Annotated in this window: 14 protein-coding genes; 7 read left to right on the top strand and 7 right to left on the bottom strand. The window is 70.4% G+C overall.

The annotated features are described in order from the left end of the window. Positions 1-7 precede the first annotated feature (7 nt). Both BUR99_RS00810 and BUR99_RS00805 read right to left on the bottom strand, forming a co-directional pair. Positions 8-388, bottom strand: a complete 381-nt coding sequence (locus tag BUR99_RS00810; RefSeq protein WP_074258503.1) for a DUF1622 domain-containing protein — start codon at positions 386-388, stop codon at positions 8-10. Between the two features lie 175 nt (positions 389-563). Beyond that, positions 564-2,429 (bottom strand): phosphoenolpyruvate carboxykinase (GTP), encoded by a 1,866-nt coding sequence (locus tag BUR99_RS00805; protein ID WP_074258502.1) that lies wholly within the window; start codon positions 2,427-2,429, stop codon positions 564-566. Between the two features lie 129 nt (positions 2,430-2,558). Here BUR99_RS00805 and BUR99_RS00800 point away from each other — a divergent pair, with 129 nt between their 5' ends. From BUR99_RS00800 to BUR99_RS00785, 4 genes are all read left to right on the top strand, one after another. Further along, on the top strand, positions 2,559-4,001 hold the full coding sequence (locus BUR99_RS00800) for a helix-turn-helix transcriptional regulator (protein ID WP_074258501.1): 1,443 nt from the start codon (positions 2,559-2,561) through the stop codon (positions 3,999-4,001). Between the two features lie 218 nt (positions 4,002-4,219). Then, complete coding sequence (locus tag BUR99_RS00795) at positions 4,220-4,561, top strand: PadR family transcriptional regulator (RefSeq protein ID WP_074258500.1); 342 nt, start codon at positions 4,220-4,222, stop codon at positions 4,559-4,561. After that, positions 4,558-5,565, top strand: a complete 1,008-nt coding sequence (locus BUR99_RS00790; RefSeq protein ID WP_074258499.1) for a permease prefix domain 1-containing protein — start codon at positions 4,558-4,560, stop codon at positions 5,563-5,565. The genes BUR99_RS00795 and BUR99_RS00790 overlap by 4 nt, the downstream gene beginning before the upstream one ends. A gap of 11 nt (positions 5,566-5,576) precedes the next feature. Further along, on the top strand, positions 5,577-6,590 hold the full coding sequence (locus tag BUR99_RS00785; protein ID WP_074258498.1) for a hypothetical protein: 1,014 nt from the start codon (positions 5,577-5,579) through the stop codon (positions 6,588-6,590). Positions 6,591-6,640: 50 nt separating this feature from the next. Here the strand turns inward: BUR99_RS00785 and BUR99_RS00780 are convergent, their stop codons facing one another. The 3 genes from BUR99_RS00780 to BUR99_RS00770 form a co-directional block, all read right to left on the bottom strand. Next, positions 6,641-7,432, bottom strand: coding sequence for an SDR family NAD(P)-dependent oxidoreductase (locus tag BUR99_RS00780; RefSeq protein WP_074258497.1), 792 nt, complete (start codon positions 7,430-7,432; stop codon positions 6,641-6,643). A 52-nt stretch (positions 7,433-7,484) separates the two neighbouring features. Then, positions 7,485-8,660 carry a thiolase family protein gene (locus BUR99_RS00775; RefSeq protein ID WP_074258496.1) on the bottom strand — a complete coding sequence of 392 codons (1,176 nt, stop codon included), beginning with the start codon at positions 8,658-8,660 and terminating at the stop codon, positions 7,485-7,487. A gap of 112 nt (positions 8,661-8,772) precedes the next feature. Then, complete coding sequence (locus BUR99_RS00770) at positions 8,773-10,203, bottom strand: glyceraldehyde-3-phosphate dehydrogenase (RefSeq protein WP_394327830.1); 1,431 nt, start codon at positions 10,201-10,203, stop codon at positions 8,773-8,775. 279 nt (positions 10,204-10,482) lie between these two features. Here BUR99_RS00770 and BUR99_RS00765 point away from each other — a divergent pair, with 279 nt between their 5' ends. Continuing rightward, positions 10,483-11,568, top strand: a complete 1,086-nt coding sequence (locus tag BUR99_RS00765; RefSeq protein ID WP_084183497.1) for a VanZ family protein — start codon at positions 10,483-10,485, stop codon at positions 11,566-11,568. On the opposite strand, the gene BUR99_RS00760 is transcribed toward BUR99_RS00765, so the two are convergent. Further along, entirely contained in the window at positions 11,552-11,848 is a 297-nt protein-coding gene (locus tag BUR99_RS00760; protein WP_074258494.1) for a hypothetical protein, read from the bottom strand. The genes BUR99_RS00765 and BUR99_RS00760 overlap by 17 nt on opposite strands. Before the next feature lie 254 nt (positions 11,849-12,102). Between BUR99_RS00760 and BUR99_RS20360 the strand changes: the two genes are divergently transcribed. Both BUR99_RS20360 and BUR99_RS00755 read left to right on the top strand, forming a co-directional pair. Further along, a complete protein-coding gene (locus BUR99_RS20360) occupies positions 12,103-12,255 on the top strand; it encodes a hypothetical protein (RefSeq protein ID WP_200802696.1) in 153 nt (50 codons plus the stop codon). A gap of 205 nt (positions 12,256-12,460) precedes the next feature. After that, positions 12,461-14,116 carry a thiamine pyrophosphate-binding protein gene (locus BUR99_RS00755; protein WP_074258493.1) on the top strand — a complete coding sequence of 552 codons (1,656 nt, stop codon included), beginning with the start codon at positions 12,461-12,463 and terminating at the stop codon, positions 14,114-14,116. A gap of 72 nt (positions 14,117-14,188) precedes the next feature. Here BUR99_RS00755 and BUR99_RS00750 read toward each other — a convergent pair whose 3' ends face one another. After that, positions 14,189-15,583 (bottom strand): MFS transporter, encoded by a 1,395-nt coding sequence (locus BUR99_RS00750; protein WP_074258492.1) that lies wholly within the window; start codon positions 15,581-15,583, stop codon positions 14,189-14,191. Positions 15,584-15,741: the final 158 nt, after the last annotated feature.

The following is a 15,741-nucleotide window of genomic DNA, read 5'->3' as shown; positions in this document are numbered from 1 at the left end:
GTCGCCGTCAGCCGGCGTCGGTCTGCACGAGCGACGGCTCGTCGCCGGTCGAGCCGCGCTTCTGCCAGGGCCAGCGGCCCGAGACCTCGAGCTCGAGCGACCAGCTGAGGAACGTGCGGATGAGCACGATGATCGCGAGCACGAGCACCGAGTCGAGCGTCGGCGTCACCGCGACGGTCTTGATGATGTCGGCGGCCACGAGCAGCTCGAGGCCGAGCAGGATGGCTCGACCGAGCACGCGTCGGAAGCGCTCGTAGATCGGGGATTTCCGACGCAGTCCCCTGAGTCCGGCATCGAGGCTCGCGTACACGACGCCGACCACGATCGCCAGCACACCGACGAAGTCGATGATCCCGCCGATCGTCTCGATGACCGTGCCGAACTCCATCGCGCCTCCTTGCGGCACACGCTAGCGCGCATGGGAGCGGCACCGCGTCAGGCGTGCCGAAATGCCGTCGACGGATGCCGCGGGCGGCGCGCCTTCCCGAACGCGCGCGTCCGCGGCATCCGCAGGCGGCACGGAGATGCGCCCCGCGGAACCGCGGGGCGCATCGCCGTCGGAGCTACGCCTCCTGGTGCGCCAGGTGGTAGCGCAGGCTCGCGAGCTCGGCGCGGAGCGCGGCGGGCACGCGGTCACCGAACTGGCCGAAGTACTCGTCGGTGAGGTCGCACTCGGCGAGCCACGAGTCGCGGTCGACGTCGAAGAGCTGCTCGACCGCGGCATCCGAGATCTCGAGGCCGTCGAGGTCGAGCGAACCCGATGCCGGGATCAGGCCGATCGGCGTCTCGACGACATCGCTCGTACCCTCGACACGGCCGACGATCCACTCGAGCACGCGCGAGTTCTCGCCGAACCCGGGCCAGAGGAACGAACCGTCGCTGCCCTTGCGGAACCAGTTGACCTGGAAGATCTTCGGCGCGTTCTCACCGAGCACGCGGCCCATCTTGACCCAGTGGCCCCAGTAGTCGGCCATGTTGTAGCCGCAGAACGGGAGCATCGCGAACGGGTCGCGGCGGAGCTCGCCGACGGTGCCCTCTGCTGCGGCGGTCTTCTCGGACGAGATCGTCGCGCCCATGAAGACGCCGTGCTTCCAGCTGCGCGCCTCGGCGACGAGCGGCACGTTGGTCGCGCGGCGTCCGCCGAAGAGGATCGCGTCGATCGGCACGCCGTCGTGGGCGTCCCAGTCGTCGGAGATCTGCGGGCACTGGGCGGCAGCGACCGTGAAGCGCGAGTTGGGGTGCGCCGCGGGGCGACCGGAGTCGGGCGTCCACGGCTTGCCCTGCCAGTCGGTGAGCTCCTCGGGCGCCTCGTCGGTCAGGCCCTCCCACCAGATGTCGCCGTCGGGACGCAGCGCCACGTTGGTGAAGATCGTGTTGCCCCAGAGGGTCTGCACGGCCGTCGGGTTCGTGGTCTCGCCGGTGCCCGGCGCGACGCCGAAGAAGCCGGCCTCGGGGTTGATCGCGTAGAGGCGGCCGTCGTCGCCGGGGCGCATCCAGGCGATGTCGTCGCCGATCGTCTCGACCTTCCAGCCGGGGATCGTCGGGCGGAGCATCGCGAGGTTGGTCTTGCCGCAGGCCGACGGGAACGCGGCGGCCACGTGGTACGCCTTGCCCTCGGGCGAGGTGATCTTGATGAGCAGCATATGCTCGGCGAGCCAGCCCTCGTCGCGCGCCATGACGCTCGCGATGCGCAGTGCGAAGCACTTCTTGGCGAGCAGCGCGTTGCCGCCGTAGCCCGAGCCGTACGACCAGATCTCGCGCGAATCGGGGAACTGCACGATGTACTTGGTGTCGTTGCAGGGCCAGTCGGCCTCGGCGCGGCGGTGGCCGACGCCGTCGATGAGCGGGTAGCCGACCGAGTGCACGGTGCGCACCCACGGCTCGCCGGCCTCGATGAGGCGGTAGACGGCGTCGCCCATGCGGGTCATGATGCCCATCGAGAGCACGACGTAGGGCGAGTCGGTGATCTCGACACCGAGCTGCGAGATGGGGCCGCCGAGCGGGCCCATCGAGAAGGGCACGACGTACATCGTGCGGCCCTTCATCGAACCGTCGAAGACGTCGGTCAGCTCGGTGCGCATCTCGCGCGGGTCGCGCCAGTTGTTCGTGGGGCCGGCGTCCTCTTCGTACGTCGAGCAGATGAACGTGCGGTCCTCGACCCGCGCGACGTCCTTCGGGTCGGTGCGCGCGAGGAAGCTGTTCGGGCGCCACTCGGGGTTCAGCTTGATGAGCTTGCCCTCGGCGACGAGCTGCTTCGTCAGCAGGTCGGCCTCGTGCTGCGAACCGTCGCACCAGACGATCTCATCGGGCTTGGTGAGGCCGGCGATCTCGTCGACCCACGCGCGCAGGGCTGCGTCAGTGGTGCCGCGACGGATGCTGCCGGCCGAGTCGGATGCCTCTGTGCCGATCGAGAACTCGGAGATGGTCATCTTCGTCCCTTCCAAAATGGTGCCGACGTGAGCCGGAACTGGTTCGTACTTCAAGAATGCAGGCTGTTGGAGCATCCGTTCGGCCAAATCGGGCGTTAAGAATGTGCGATCTTTCGCTATCCTTAAGCCATGAAGGCAGGCTCCCCCGATCTCGCGACCCTCGGCCAGCGCATCCGCCATTTCCGCGGCGAACGGGGCCTCACCCTCGACCAGCTCGGTGAGGCCGTGGGCATGGCCGGCAGCCAGCTCTCGCTCATCGAGAACGGCAAGCGCGAACCGAAGCTCTCACTGCTCGACTCGCTCGCCGCGTCGCTCGACGTCGAGCTGGCCGACCTCCTGTCGCGCGAGGCGCCGAGCCGTCGCGCCGCCCTCGAGCTCGAGCTCGGGCGCGCGCAGTCGAGCCCGCTGTACGCGAGCCTCGGACTGCCCGCGATCCGCCCCGGCCGCGGCATCACCGACGAGTCGCTCGAGGCGATCGTCGGGCTCCACCAGGAACTGCAGCGGCGGGCGAGCGAGGCCATCGCGACGCCCGAGGAGGCGCGGCGCGCCAACACCGAGCTGCGCGAGCGCATGCGCGAGCGCGACAACTACTTCGCCGACATCGAGCAGCTCGCCGAAGACCAGGTGCGCTCCTCCGGCCACCGCTCGGGCGCCCTCACCCACCGCGAGGTGAGCGTCATGGCCGAGAAGCTCGGCTTCCAGCTCATCTACGTCGACGATCTGCCCGACTCGACGCGATCGATCACCGACATCGCCAACGGCCGCATCTACCTGCCGCCGGCGTCGATCCCCGGCGGCCACGGACTGCGGTCGATGGCGCTGCAGGCGATGGCGCACCGGCTGCTCGGCCACGAGCGCCCCGCGAGCTACGCGGAGTTCCTCTGGCAGCGGCTCGAGATCAACTACTTCGCCGCCGCGTGCCTGATGCCGCGCGAGGCATCCGTCTCGTTCCTGCAGGCCGCAAAGAAGGAGAAGCGACTCGCCATCGAGGACTTCCGCGACGCGTTCGGCGTCACGCACGAGGCCGCGGCGCTGCGCTTCACGAACCTCGCGACGAGGCACCTCGACATGACGTTGCACTTCCTCCGCGTCGCGGGCGACGGCGCCCTGCTCAAGGGCTACGAGAACGACGGCCTGCCGCTGCCCACCGATGTCACGGGCTCGATCGAGGGCCAGTGGGTCTGCAAGAAGTGGAGCGCCCGCACCGCGTTCGGCCACACCAACCGCACGACCGAGAACTACCAGTACACCGACACCCCCGCGGGCACCTTCTGGTGCGCGACGCAGACGGGGCGCACGGATGCCGCGGAGTTCTCGATCTCGGTCGGCGTGCCGTTCAGCCAGGCCAAGTGGTTCCGAGGGCGCGAGACCACGCAGCGCGCGGTATCGACCTGCCCCGACGAGTCGTGCTGCCGACGTGCGCCGTCGGAGCTCGCCGAGCGCTGGGCCGGGCGCGCCTGGCCGAGCGCCCGGCTGCACGCGCATGTGCTGTCGCCGCTGCCGTCGGGCACCTTCCCCGGCGTCGACGACTCCTCGGTCTACCGGTTCCTCGAGGCGCACGCCGAGCAGTAGCCGGCGGGTCCGCCCCCTCCCCGCATCTTGCACCGAGCCGCCTCACCGGCCGATCACAACTGCGGATATACGATCCGGCGCGCCGACAATCGGTGAAAAGCCACGGCGTGGCGGATCGTATATCCGCGGGAGTGACGCGAGATGGCGCGAGCCGCGGCATCCGCTGCACTATGAAGTTTCTATTGCATTAGTGTGTGACGCACAGTATCGTGTGACGCATGAACCTCGATGAGACGACCGCCGGGCACCTGCAGGAGCTCCGCCGCGGCACCGTCGTGCTCGCCTGCCTGGTGCGGCTGCGCACGCCCGACTACGGCTACGCGCTGCTCGAGTCGCTGAACACCCTCGGCATCCTCGTCGACGCGAACACCCTGTACCCCCTGCTGCGGCGACTCGAGAAGCAGGGCCTGCTCACGAGCGAGTGGAACACCGACGAGGCCAGGCCTCGCAAGTTCTACCGCACGAGCCCTACCGGCGAGCTGCTCGCCGACGCACTCATGACCGATTGGCGGCGCATCGACGACGCGCTCGCCGGACTCACGACCGGAGACGAATCATGACCACCCTGACCGACCGCTACGTGTGGGCCGCCGCCCGCACCCTGCCCGAGTCGCAGCGCGCCGAGTTCGACCGCGAACTGCGCGAGCGCATCGGCGACGCGATCGACGCCCTCGTCGAGACGGGCAGCTCCCCCGATGAGGCCGAGCGCGCCGCGCTCACCGAACTCGGCGACCCGGCTGCGCTCGCCGCGCAGTACATCGACCGGCCGCTGCAGCTCATCGGGCCGCGCTACTACCTCATGTGGTGGCGCCTGCTGAAGCTGCTCTACTCGATCGTGCTGCCCATCGGAGCTGCCGGCGTGCTGCTCGGGCAGTTGCTCTCGGGTGCCGACATCGGCGAGGCGATCGGGTCGACCGTCACCACCGCGATCTCCATCGCCGTGAACCTCGGATTCTGGACGACCCTCGTCTTCGCGGTCCTCGAGCGGACCACTGCCGGGGCCGGCCAGCCCGGCATCGCCGCAGTGTGGACGCTCGACATGCTGCCCGCCCTGCCCGAACCCGCGAAGACGTCACGCCTCGGCGAACTCATCGGCTCGCTCGTCTTCCTCGGCATCTTCGCCGCGGCGATCGTGTGGCAGCAGTTCGGGGTGGTGTTCCACGACGGCGTGCGCGAGCCGACCCCGCTGCTCGATCCGGCGCTGTGGTCGTTCTGGCTGCCGTACTTCCTGGCGCTGATCGCCCTCGAGATCCTCTTCGCGATCGCCGTGTACGCCTGGGGATGGAACTGGTGGCTCGCCGGCGCGAACCTCGTGTTGAACATCGCGTTCACGGTGCCGGCGCTCTGGCTGTTCCTGACCGGGCAGCTCATCAGCGACGAGGCGCTCGAGGCGATGCAGTGGCCGTGGGGCACCTCGGGTCCCGTCATCGTCGCCATCGTCGTTGTCGTGGTGATCGCAGCGTCGACCTGGGACGTGATCGAGGGCGGCATGAAGGCCTACCGGGCCGGCCGCGCGGTTCCCGCGGCGATGACCGGGCCGGCGACATCCGGCGCGAAGGCGTGAGGGAGACTGCCATGAACCACACGACCGAACTCACCGATCGCTACGTGATCGCCGCGTCGCGGAGCCTCCCTCGCAGGCAGGGGCGCGAGTTCGCCCGCGAGCTCGAGGAGCGCATCCGCGACGACATCGATGCCCGTGTCGCCTCGGGTTCGTCGGCGCCCGACGCGGCCGAGTTCGACGCGCTGGCCGCGCTCGGCGACCCCGCCCGGCTCGCGGCTCGCTACGCGGATCGTCCGCCGATGCTCATCGGCCCGCGGTGGTACGCCACCTGGAAGCGCGTGCTCGTCATCACGGAGTGGAGCGCCGTGCCCGCGGTCGCCGGCGCCTACCTGCTCGCCCAGTTCATCACGGGCGAGGTCGACGCCGGCACCTTCGGCACGACGTGGTTCGTGCTGCTGACCACCGGCATCTACATCGCCTTCTTCACGACCGTGGTGTTCGCGGCGATCGACCGTGCGCCCGCGAGTGACGAGGCAGATGTGGTCGCCTGGTCGCCACGGGATCTGCCCGCCGTCGCCGGGGCGAGCCCCGCCGAACGGCGCGTCGGCCTGATCGCCACACTGGCCTGGCTGGCCGTCATCGTCGGACTCGTGGTCTGGCAGCAGTTCGGACCGAGCCGGTGGGGCCACCTCGAGGGCATGCTGCCCGTGCTCGATCCGGCGCTCTGGTCGTTCTGGCTGCCGTACTTCCTCGTGCTCGTGGGCCTCGAGGCGGTCATGGCCGTGTGGATCTTCCGTTCGGGCTGGACATGGCCCGCCGCGGCCGCGAACATCGTGCTCGATCTCGCCTGGGCGGTGCCGTCCATCTGGCTGATCGTCACCGGAGCGCTCTTCGCACCCGGATTCGTCGAGCTGTTCGAGGCGAACCTCGACGCCGATGCTCAGCAGGTGCTGCCGATCCTGCTGGTTGCGGGCATCGTCGCCGGCGCCCTCGCCGACGCGATCGTCGGCGTCGTCAATGCGATGCGCAGAAGCCGTCGCGATGCGCTCGGCCTGGTCGGCACGGCAGTGCCCGCGCGGCCCTGATCGGCGGCCGGCCGAGGCCGGTGGGCACGGCTCGGCCGCCGAGCGGAGGGTTACTTCGGCTGCATGCGGATCGCGCCGTCGAGGCGGATCGTCTCGCCGTTCAGCAGCGGGTTCTCGACGATGTGCCGCACGAGCGCTGCGTACTCGGCCGGCGTGCCCATGCGGGACGGGTGCGGGATCTGCTCCTCGAGCGAGGCCTGCACCTCGGGCGGCATGCCCGCCATCATGGGCGTCTGCATGATGCCGGGCGCGATCGTGACGACCCGCACGAGCAGCTTCGAGAGGTCGCGGGCGAGCGGCAGCGTCATCGCCGCGACGCCGCCCTTCGACGCCGAGTAGGCCGCCTGCCCGATCTGCCCGTCGAACGCAGCGACCGAGGCGGTGTTCACGATGACGCCGCGCTCGGCGGTCTCGGGCACGCCCGGCAGCGACTGGGCCGTGACCGGCTCGTTCGCCGCCATCGCCGCGGCCGCGAGCCGGGCGACGTTGAACGTGCCGATGAGGTTGATGCGGATGGTGCGCTCGAACGCGTCGAGCGCCAGCGGGCCCTCACGGCCGACCGTGCGCCCGGCGGTCGCGATGCCCGCGCAGCTCACGGCGACGCGGAGCGGCGCGCGTTCCTGCACGAGGTCGATCGCCGCCTGCACGGATGCCTCGTCGGTGACATCCGCCGGCGCGAACCGCACGTTGTCGCCGAGTTCGCGCGCGGTCTGCTCGCCGGGTGAGCCCGGGAGGTCGAGGATGACGACCTCAGCGCCAGCGGCGGCGAGCACGGCGGCCGTGCCGCGCCCGAGCCCCGAGGCGCCGCCGGTGACGATCGCGCCTGTTCCGTTCAACTGCATTTGGTGCGTCCCTTCGGGAATGGATGGGTCGGGTCGGGAATCGTCCCGAGCGTCAGATGCGTTCGATGATCGTGGCGTTGGCCATGCCGCCGCCCTCGCACATCGTCTGCAGGCCGTAACGACCCCCGGTGGCCTCGAGCTGGTTCACGAGCGTCGTGAGCAGCCGCGTGCCCGAGGAGCCGAGCGCGTGCCCGAGGGCGATGGCACCGCCGCGCGGGTTGAGCTTCGCGACATCCGCCCCGGTCTCGGCGAGCCAGGCGAGCGGCACCGAGGCGAACGCCTCGTTGACCTCGTAGGCGTCGATGTCGTCGTGGCTCAACCCGGCGCGCGCGAGCACCTTCTCGGTCGCGGGGATCACGCCGGTGAGCATGTAGAGCGGGTCGCTACCCACGACCGTGAACGCCCGGAACCGCGCCCGCGGCGTGAGGCCGAGCTGCTCGGCGCGCTCGGCGCTCATGATGAGGGCGGCGGAGGCGCCGTCGGTGAGCGGCGAGGAGTTGCCGGGCGTGATGCGCCAGTCGAGCTCGGGGAAGCGCTCGGCGAGGTCGTCGGTGCGGAATGCCGCGTTCAGGCCGCCGAGCGACTCGGCCGAGGTGCCGGGTCGCACGGTCTCGTCGGTCAGCGAGTCGATGCCGGGCACGGGCACGACCTCGCTCGCGAAGGCGCCCGCCTCCTGCGCGGCTGCGGCGAGCTCGTGCGATCGTGCTGCAAATGCGTCGAGTTCGGCTCGGTCGAAGCCCCACTTCGCGGCGATGAGTTCGGCGGAGACGCCCTGGTTCACGAGTCCGTCGGGGTACCGCGTGCGGATGCGCGAACCGTAGGGGTCGGCGCCCGCAGCGCTCGAGCCGAGCCGCACACGGCTCATCGACTCGACGCCGCACGCGATCACGATGTCGGCCTGCCCGGCGAGCACCGCCTGCGCCGCGAACGTCGCCGCCTGCTGGCTCGACCCGCACTGCCGGTCGATCGTGGTGCCGGGCACGTGCTCGGGGAAGCCCGCAGCGAGCACCGCGTTGCGCGTGATGTTGTAGCTCTGCTCGCCGATCTGGCTGACGCAGCCGCCGATGACGTCGTCGATGAGCGCGGGGTCGAGATCGTTGCGATTGACGATCGTGTCGAGCACGCCGGCGAGGAGGTCGACGGGGTGGATTCCCGACAGGAGCCCCCCGGGCTTGCCGCGCCCCACGGGGGTGCGGACGACGTCGACGATCACGGCTTCTCTGCTCATGCAGACAGCCTACGACGGCCTGAGAAGCCCGAATGCCCCGGGCGCTCGTGCGCACCCGGGGCATCCGTCATCGTGACTCGGACGACGCCGAGATCGCGGATCGGACCGCCGATCAGACCGCCGCGACGACCTCGCGCTCGAGGGCGACCGGCTGGCGCTCGGGCAGCACGACCGGGTGCGTGCCGGCCATCGCCTCGATGACGCGCACGACCTGGCAGGAGTAGCCGTATTCGTTGTCGTACCAGACGTACACGATCGCGTCGGTGCCGTCGGCGATCGTGGCGAGCCCGTCGACGATGCCGGCACGGTTCGAGCCGACGAAGTCGGTCGAGACCACCTCGGGCGACTCGATGTAGTCGATCTGCTGACGGAGCGGCGAGGTGAGCGAGACCTGACGCAGGTAGCGGTTCAGCGACGTCTTCTCGGCGGGCTGCTCGAGCTGCAGGTTCAGGATCGCGAGCGACACGTCGGGCGTCGGCACCCGGATCGCGCTGCCCGTGAGCTTGCCCGCGAACGAGGGCAGCGCCTTCGCCACGGCCTTCGCCGCACCGGTCTCGGTGATGACCATGTTGAGCGCCGCCGAGCGTCCGCGGCGATCGCCCGAGTGGAAGTTGTCGATGAGGTTCTGGTCGTTCGTGAACGAGTGCACGGTCTCGACGTGGCCCCGCACGACGCCGTAGGCGTCTTCGATCGCCTTCAGCACGGGGGTGATCGCGTTCGTGGTGCACGAGGCGGCCGAGAGGATCGCGTCGGCGTCGGTGATGTCGTCGTGGTTGATGCCGTGCACGATGTTCTTGATCGCGCCCTTGCCGGGGGCGGTGAGCAGCACCCGGGCGACGCCCTTCGACTGCAGGTGCTGCGAGAGCCCGGCCTCGTCGCGCCAGCGGCCGGTGTTGTCGACGACGATCGCGTCGTCGATGCCGTAGGCGGTGTAGTCGATCGTCGCGGGGTCGTTCGAGTAGATCACCTGGATGAGCGTGCCGTTGGCGAGGATCGTGTTCGCCTCCTCGTCGACCTCGATCGTGCCGGCGAACGGGCCGTGCACCGAGTCGCGGCGCAGCAGGCTCGCGCGCTTGACGAGGTCGTTGTCCGAGCCCTTGCGCACGACGATCGCGCGGAGGCGCAGGCCCTTGCCGTTGCCGGCGTGCGCGATGAGGATGCGGGCGAGCAGGCGCCCGATGCGGCCGAAGCCGTAGAGCACGACATCGGTGCCGGATGCCTCGGGCTCGCCCTCGGCCGCGATGACGGGCGTGAGCTCGTCGCGCACGAAGTCGGCGAGCTCGCGGGCGTCACCCTCGCCGACGGCGTCGGCGTAGCGGGCGACGAGGCGGGCGACGTCGATCGAGGCCGGGCCGGGAGCGATCTCGCGCAGCACCTCGAGCACGCGCATCGTGTCGGCGAGGTCGAGCTCGACGTCACCGGCCTGACGCGCGAAGCGGTGCGCCTTCAGCAGCGCGACGGCGGAGCGGTTGATGAGTCGCCGGCCGTGGATGGAGGTCACCACCCCGTGGTCTCGGTAGAGGCCGCCGATGAGCGGAATCATCCGCTCGGCGAGTTCCTCTTTGGCGATCCATTCCGTGCGGCGTGCATCGAACTCGTGGCTCACGATCTTCCTTCTCGGTCGAACGTGCGGAGGGCGTCGTCGACCAGTGTCCTCGCGGGCGAGCCTGCCGGTGGGCAGCATCGGCCGCATTCTCTTCCGGGGATGGGTCGATTCTACGGATGTCTCGCTGCGGACGCCCTGTACACGGAGTCGAGTGCGGGGCCGACGACCCGACGCCGCGGCTCCGTATCCCGTCGGATGCGTTCGTAGACTCTCGGGGTGGATCGCATCATGCCGGGGGTCATCGCCGTCCTGTTCGGCTCGATGGCGCTCATCGTCGTCTTCGTGCCGCTCGTCGCGCTCAGCTACCGTCGCCGGGGCGGATTCTCCGCCCTGCGGATGATCGGGTGGGTCGCGCTGCTCTTCTACGTCATGGGACTCTGGGCGTACACGCTGCTGCCGATGCCCGACGGCGACGACTTCCGCTGCGTCGGCGTGGTACTGAATCCTCTCGAGGACGTCGTCGACATCGCCCGCCTGCAGGCCGAGCACGGCGGCTCGCTGCTCGCGAACGCGGCCGTGCAGCAGCTCGCACTCAATGTGCTGCTCTTCCTGCCGCTCGGGTTCTTCGTGCGAGCCCTGTTCGACCGCGGCATCGCCGTCGCGATCGGCGCCGGAGCGCTCGTGTCCCTCGCGATCGAGCTCACCCAGTTGACCGGGGTCTGGGGCGTCTTCCACTGCGCGTATCGCGTGTTCGACACGGGCGACCTGCTGTCGAACACCGTGGGTGCGGTGCTGGGCTCGCTCGCGGCGCTCCTGGTGGTGCGCCGCGGCCGGGGCGACGGCTCGGCCACCGACGCCCGCCCGATCACGACGGCCCGACGCCTGCTCGCGATGCTCGTCGACCTCGCGACCGTGTGGCTCACGTCCGCCGGCCTGTCGGTGCTCGTGAACACCGCGATCCTGGTGCTGGCGGGCGACGAGGCGGCGCTCGAGGTCTCCGACGCGGTCGCGACCGGCGCGACCCTGGTGGCGATCGGCGCTCAGGCGGTGTCGGTCATGGCCGGCGGCATCACCCTCGGCGAGCGAGCGGTGCTGATCGACGCCCGTGAACAGCGCGCACCGCGATGGCTGTGGCGCGTCGTGCGCTTCCTCGCGGGGATCGGCGGCTACAGCCTGCTCGCACTCGGCGACTCCGGCGGACCGGCCGCCGTGCTCGCGCTCGTGAGCCTCGTGGCCGCGTTCACGACTCGCGGCCATCGCGGTCTCGCGCAGGCGGTCGCGGGCATGGACGCGGTCGATCGGAACGCTGCCCGGGAGCCGGAGACGGTCGGCGGGTCCGATCCGGTCAGTACGTCTCGATGAACGAGAGCTGCATCGTCGCGACGCGGTCGGGCAGCCCCTCGAAGACCGCTGCGCGCTCGGGCGAGGTCTTGTAGGCGGCATCCACCCGTTCGAACTCGGCGGCGTCGCCCGGCACGCTCACGGCCCACGTGAACTCGTTGGTCTCGGATGAGCCGTAGGCGAACTCGATGGCGAACCCCATCGCGGGTCGGAGCACGGGCATGGTCTCCCGCCACCACGCGACGAACTCCTCGTAGAGTCCGTCGACGATCACGTACTGGCGCAGCTGGGTGGTCTTCACCCGACCATTCTGCCGGGTCGCCGGCCGCCGGCGACGCCGGAAATACCGTTCGATCCGGACACTCCGACCGGCGCGGCTCCGCCCGGACCCGTGACCCTCGCATCTTCAGCTTCCTCACAGTCCGCCGCGTGGAACAATACCCCGGGGGTATTCACCCGACACACCCGATACCCGACACCCACACCCCGCCGCGCCCCGCACCCGCGACTCCCCCGCGGCCCGACGAATCGAGGAACCCGACCATGTGCCGAGCAATGACCTGCAAGAAGTGCGGCAAGACCACCTGGGCCGGCTGCGGCCAGCACGTCGACTCCGTCATGCGCGGCGTTCCGCGTGGCGACCGGTGCGCCGGCCACGAGAGCGACCCGGCCGAGCCCGGCTTCTTCGCGCGGCTCTTCGGCCGCTGAGCTCCCGTCACGGCTCAGCGGCGCCCGCCGCCGCTGAGCCCCCGCCATTGGGCCCGTCGCCGTTGCGCTAGGCTGCTCATCGTCCAGGCGCCCTGCTGCGCCGGTGCTCGAAAAATGGGCACGAAGCCGAATCGCGGGCGATCCCCGCCGTCGTGCGAGACACATACGGAATCCGCCTCCGTCTTCGTCTCGAATGGACACCGCCATGTCTTCGGTCTCCGCGCACGTCGCGCACGCCCTCTCCGCCCACATCGACCACGTCTTCGGCGTCATGGGGAACGGCAACGCCTACTTCCTCGACGCGATCGAACGCGCCACGGATGCCTCGTTCACCGCCGTCCGCCACGAGGCGGGGGGCGTCGTGGCCGCCGATGCGCACTATCGCGCCTCGAACCGCATCGCCGCGGCGACCTCGACGTACGGCGCCGGGTTCACCAACACCCTCACCTCGCTCGCCGAAGCGGCGCAGGCCCGGGTCCCCCTCGTCCTCGTGGTCGGCGATGAGCCGACGTCCGGCCGGCGCCCGTGGGACGTCGACCAGATCGCCCTCGCCTCGGCGGTCGGCGCCCGCACCTACACGGTCGGCCGCACCGACGCGCAGGCGACGACGATCATCGCGATCGAGCACGCGCTGGCGTACCGGATGCCGGTCGTGCTCGCGATCCCCTACGACGTCGCCGCCGTCGAAGCCGGCCCTCTGCACGAGGCGACGAACCCGCGCCTTCCGGCGCCGTTCGCGCCGACCGGGGAGTTCGCGCACCGCCAGATCACCGAGATCGCACGTGCACTCTCTGGCGCGAGCCGGCCGTTCCTGCTCGCCGGACGCGGCGCCTGGCTCGCCGGAGCCGGCGAGGTGCTCGGCGAACTCGCCGCGGCCACCGGAGCCGTGACCGCCTCGACCGCGCTCGGTCGAGGGGTGTTCCCCGACGCCCGCTACGACCTCGGCGTCTCGGGCGGGTTCGGCGCCGACGGCGCGATGGAGCTCGTGCGAGAGGCTGACGTGGCCGTCGTGTTCGGCGCGTCGCTCAACCAGTTCACGATGCGCTTCGGCGAGCTGTTCGCACCGGGCACCCGCGTGTTCCAGATCGATGTCGCCGCCTCCGCGACGCACCCGAACGTGGGCGGCTTCGTACGCGGCGACGCCACACTCGTGGCTCGCGCGATCGTCGACGAGCTCGAGGTGATCGGCGCGGAGTCCTCCGGCTGGCGCGATTCGATCGACGCACCGACCCTGCGGGCGTACGTGCCGGGCGAGGAGCTCGCCGCCGACGGTCGACTCGACCCGCGCAGCACCGCGCGCCGCATCGCCGAGCTGCTGCCCGAGGATCGGGTCGTCGTCTCCGACGGCGGACACTTCATCGGGTGGGCGAACATGTACTGGCCGGTCGCCTCGCCCGACCGCATGATGATGGTCGGCACGGCGTTCCAGTCGATCGGACAGGGCTTCCCGAGTGTCGCAGGGGCCGCGGCGGCCAAGCCCGAGGCGACCGTCGTGCTCACGACGGGTGACGGCGGCGGGCTCATGGCGATCGCCGACCTCGAGACGGCCGTGCGCACCGCAGGCGGTCGCGGCATCGCGGTCGTCTGGAACGACGCCGCATACGGCGCCGAGGTGAACCTCTACGGCCTGAAGGGCCTCGCCGAGGCCCCGATGCTGATCCCCGAGGTCGACTTCGCGGCCGCGGCCGCGGCGTTCGGGGCCGAGGGCGTGGTCGTGCGCGACCTCTCCGACCTCGACCGGCTCGCGGAGTGGACGGCCACTCCCACCGACGAACGCCGCTTCCTACTGCTCGACTGCCGCATCTCGGGCGCCGTCGTCGCGCCCTACCAGGAGGAGATCGTGCGCGTGAACTCGCGCTGACCGCTCGCCGCCGCGAACGACGGATGCCCCGGCGGAAAGGTTCCCGCCGGGGCATCCGTGTTCTCGGAACTGCTACTTCACGCCGTAGATGGCGCTGGCCGACTGCTCCGCCTCATGGTCGGGGCCGAGCGGGATGCCGGTGCGGTCCTTCAGCAGCAGGGTCGCGATGAACGCGACGACCATGATGCCCGCGATGTAGAACGCGACGGAGGTCGCGGTGCCGGTGGCCTGCACGAGCGCCGCCGAGATCATCGGGGCGAAGGCGCCGCCGAGGATCGCGCCGAGGGCGTAGGTGATGGAGACGCCCGAGTAGCGGATCGACGCCGGGAAGAGCTCGGTGAAGTACGCGGCCTGCTGCCCGTAGGTGAAGCCGTTGCCGATCGTGAAGAGCGCGAGGCCGGCGAAGAGCAGCCAGACGTTGCCGGTGTTCACGAGCGGGAACAGCAGGAACACCGTGGAGAGGAAGGCGATCCAGCCGATGATGTACGTGTTGCGGCGGCCGATCCGGTCGGAGACCGAGCCGGCGATCCACGTGATGATGAGCCAGACGACGGCGGACCCCGCCACCGCGAGCAGCACGGGGGTGCGCTCCATGCCGACGAGGCCGCCGTCGGCGATCGGCGTGGTGGCGTAGTTCTGGATGTAGCCGCCGGTCGTCATGTAGCCCGCGGCGTTGTTGCCCGCGAAGGTCAGCGCCGCGAGGATCACGAGCAGCCAGTGCCGCTTGAAGAGCTGGGCGATGGGGGTCTTCGTCTGCTCCTTGCGGGCGGCGATCTCGGTGAAGACGGGGCTCTCGTCGACTGAACGGCGCACGATCATGCCGACGATGATGAGCACGAAGCTCAAGAGGAACGGGATGCGCCAGCCCCACTCGAGGAAGGCGTCGCCGGGCGAGATGACCCCGGTCATGAGGGCGAGCACGCCAGACGCGAGCAGGAGGCCGATCGGCACGCCGATCTGCGGGAAGGCGCCGTAGCGACCGCGCTTGCCGTCGGGCGCGTGCTCGACCGCCATGAGCACGGCGCCGCCCCACTCGCCGCCGGTCGAGAGACCCTGCAGGATGCGCAGGAGCACGAGGAGGATGGGCGCGAGGATGCCGACCTGCTCGTAGGTGGGCAGCACGCCGATGAGCGTCGTGGCCGCGCCCATGAGCACGAGCGTCACGACGAGCATCGCCTTGCGGCCGATCTTGTCGCCGAAGTGACCGGCGAGGAACGCGCCGAGCGGCCGGAACAGGAAGCTCACGCCGATCGTCGCGAACGACAGGATCGTCGCGAACTCGGGGCCGGCGGGGGCGAAGAAGAGCACCTGGAAGACGAGGCCGGCGGCGCTCGCGTACAGGAAGAAGTCGTACCACTCGATGGTGGTTCCGATCACGGTGGCGAATGCGACGCGGCGGAGTTCGCGTCGCCTCGCGTCACTCTGCGCAGGTGCTTGGGCGGGGGCGGGGGCGGATGTCGTGGTCATGCGGGGGCGACTCCTCTGTCGTGTCCGCGGTCAGGGGCAGCTCGTCGTCGAGCCCGAGACGAGCTATCCGAGCATGATATACGATTTGAAATACGAATATGACTCGGGGACGCCGCCGGCCGCGGACCGTCGTATACGATCACCTCGGGACCCTCGAC

The sequence above is a fragment of the Agromyces cerinus subsp. cerinus genome, from assembly GCF_900142065.1.
Classification (GTDB): Bacteria; Actinomycetota; Actinomycetes; order Actinomycetales; family Microbacteriaceae; genus Agromyces; species Agromyces cerinus.
The sequence above is the reverse complement of the archived record's forward strand: the minus strand, read 5'-3'. Positions and strand labels throughout refer to the sequence as shown.

What these genes read in the sequence shown, in the direction of transcription:
- BUR99_RS00810 (WP_074258503.1), bottom strand. Translation starts at nt 388, where the DNA reads ATGGAGTTCGGCACGGTCATCGAGACGATCGGCGGGATCATCGACTTC.
- BUR99_RS00805 (WP_074258502.1), bottom strand. Translation starts at nt 2,429, where the DNA reads ATGACCATCTCCGAGTTCTCGATCGGCACAGAGGCATCCGACTCGGCC.
- BUR99_RS00800 (WP_074258501.1), top strand. Translation starts at nt 2,559, where the DNA reads ATGAAGGCAGGCTCCCCCGATCTCGCGACCCTCGGCCAGCGCATCCGC.
- BUR99_RS00795 (WP_074258500.1), top strand. Translation starts at nt 4,220, where the DNA reads ATGAACCTCGATGAGACGACCGCCGGGCACCTGCAGGAGCTCCGCCGC.
- BUR99_RS00790 (WP_074258499.1), top strand. Translation starts at nt 4,558, where the DNA reads ATGACCACCCTGACCGACCGCTACGTGTGGGCCGCCGCCCGCACCCTG.
- BUR99_RS00785 (WP_074258498.1), top strand. Translation starts at nt 5,577, where the DNA reads ATGAACCACACGACCGAACTCACCGATCGCTACGTGATCGCCGCGTCG.
- BUR99_RS00780 (WP_074258497.1), bottom strand. Translation starts at nt 7,432, where the DNA reads ATGCAGTTGAACGGAACAGGCGCGATCGTCACCGGCGGCGCCTCGGGG.
- BUR99_RS00775 (WP_074258496.1), bottom strand. Translation starts at nt 8,660, where the DNA reads ATGAGCAGAGAAGCCGTGATCGTCGACGTCGTCCGCACCCCCGTGGGG.
- BUR99_RS00770 (WP_394327830.1), bottom strand. Translation starts at nt 10,203, where the DNA reads ATGATTCCGCTCATCGGCGGCCTCTACCGAGACCACGGGGTGGTGACC.
- BUR99_RS20360 (WP_200802696.1), top strand. Translation starts at nt 12,103, where the DNA reads ATGACCTGCAAGAAGTGCGGCAAGACCACCTGGGCCGGCTGCGGCCAG.
- BUR99_RS00755 (WP_074258493.1), top strand. Translation starts at nt 12,461, where the DNA reads ATGTCTTCGGTCTCCGCGCACGTCGCGCACGCCCTCTCCGCCCACATC.
- BUR99_RS00750 (WP_074258492.1), bottom strand. Translation starts at nt 15,583, where the DNA reads ATGACCACGACATCCGCCCCCGCCCCCGCCCAAGCACCTGCGCAGAGT.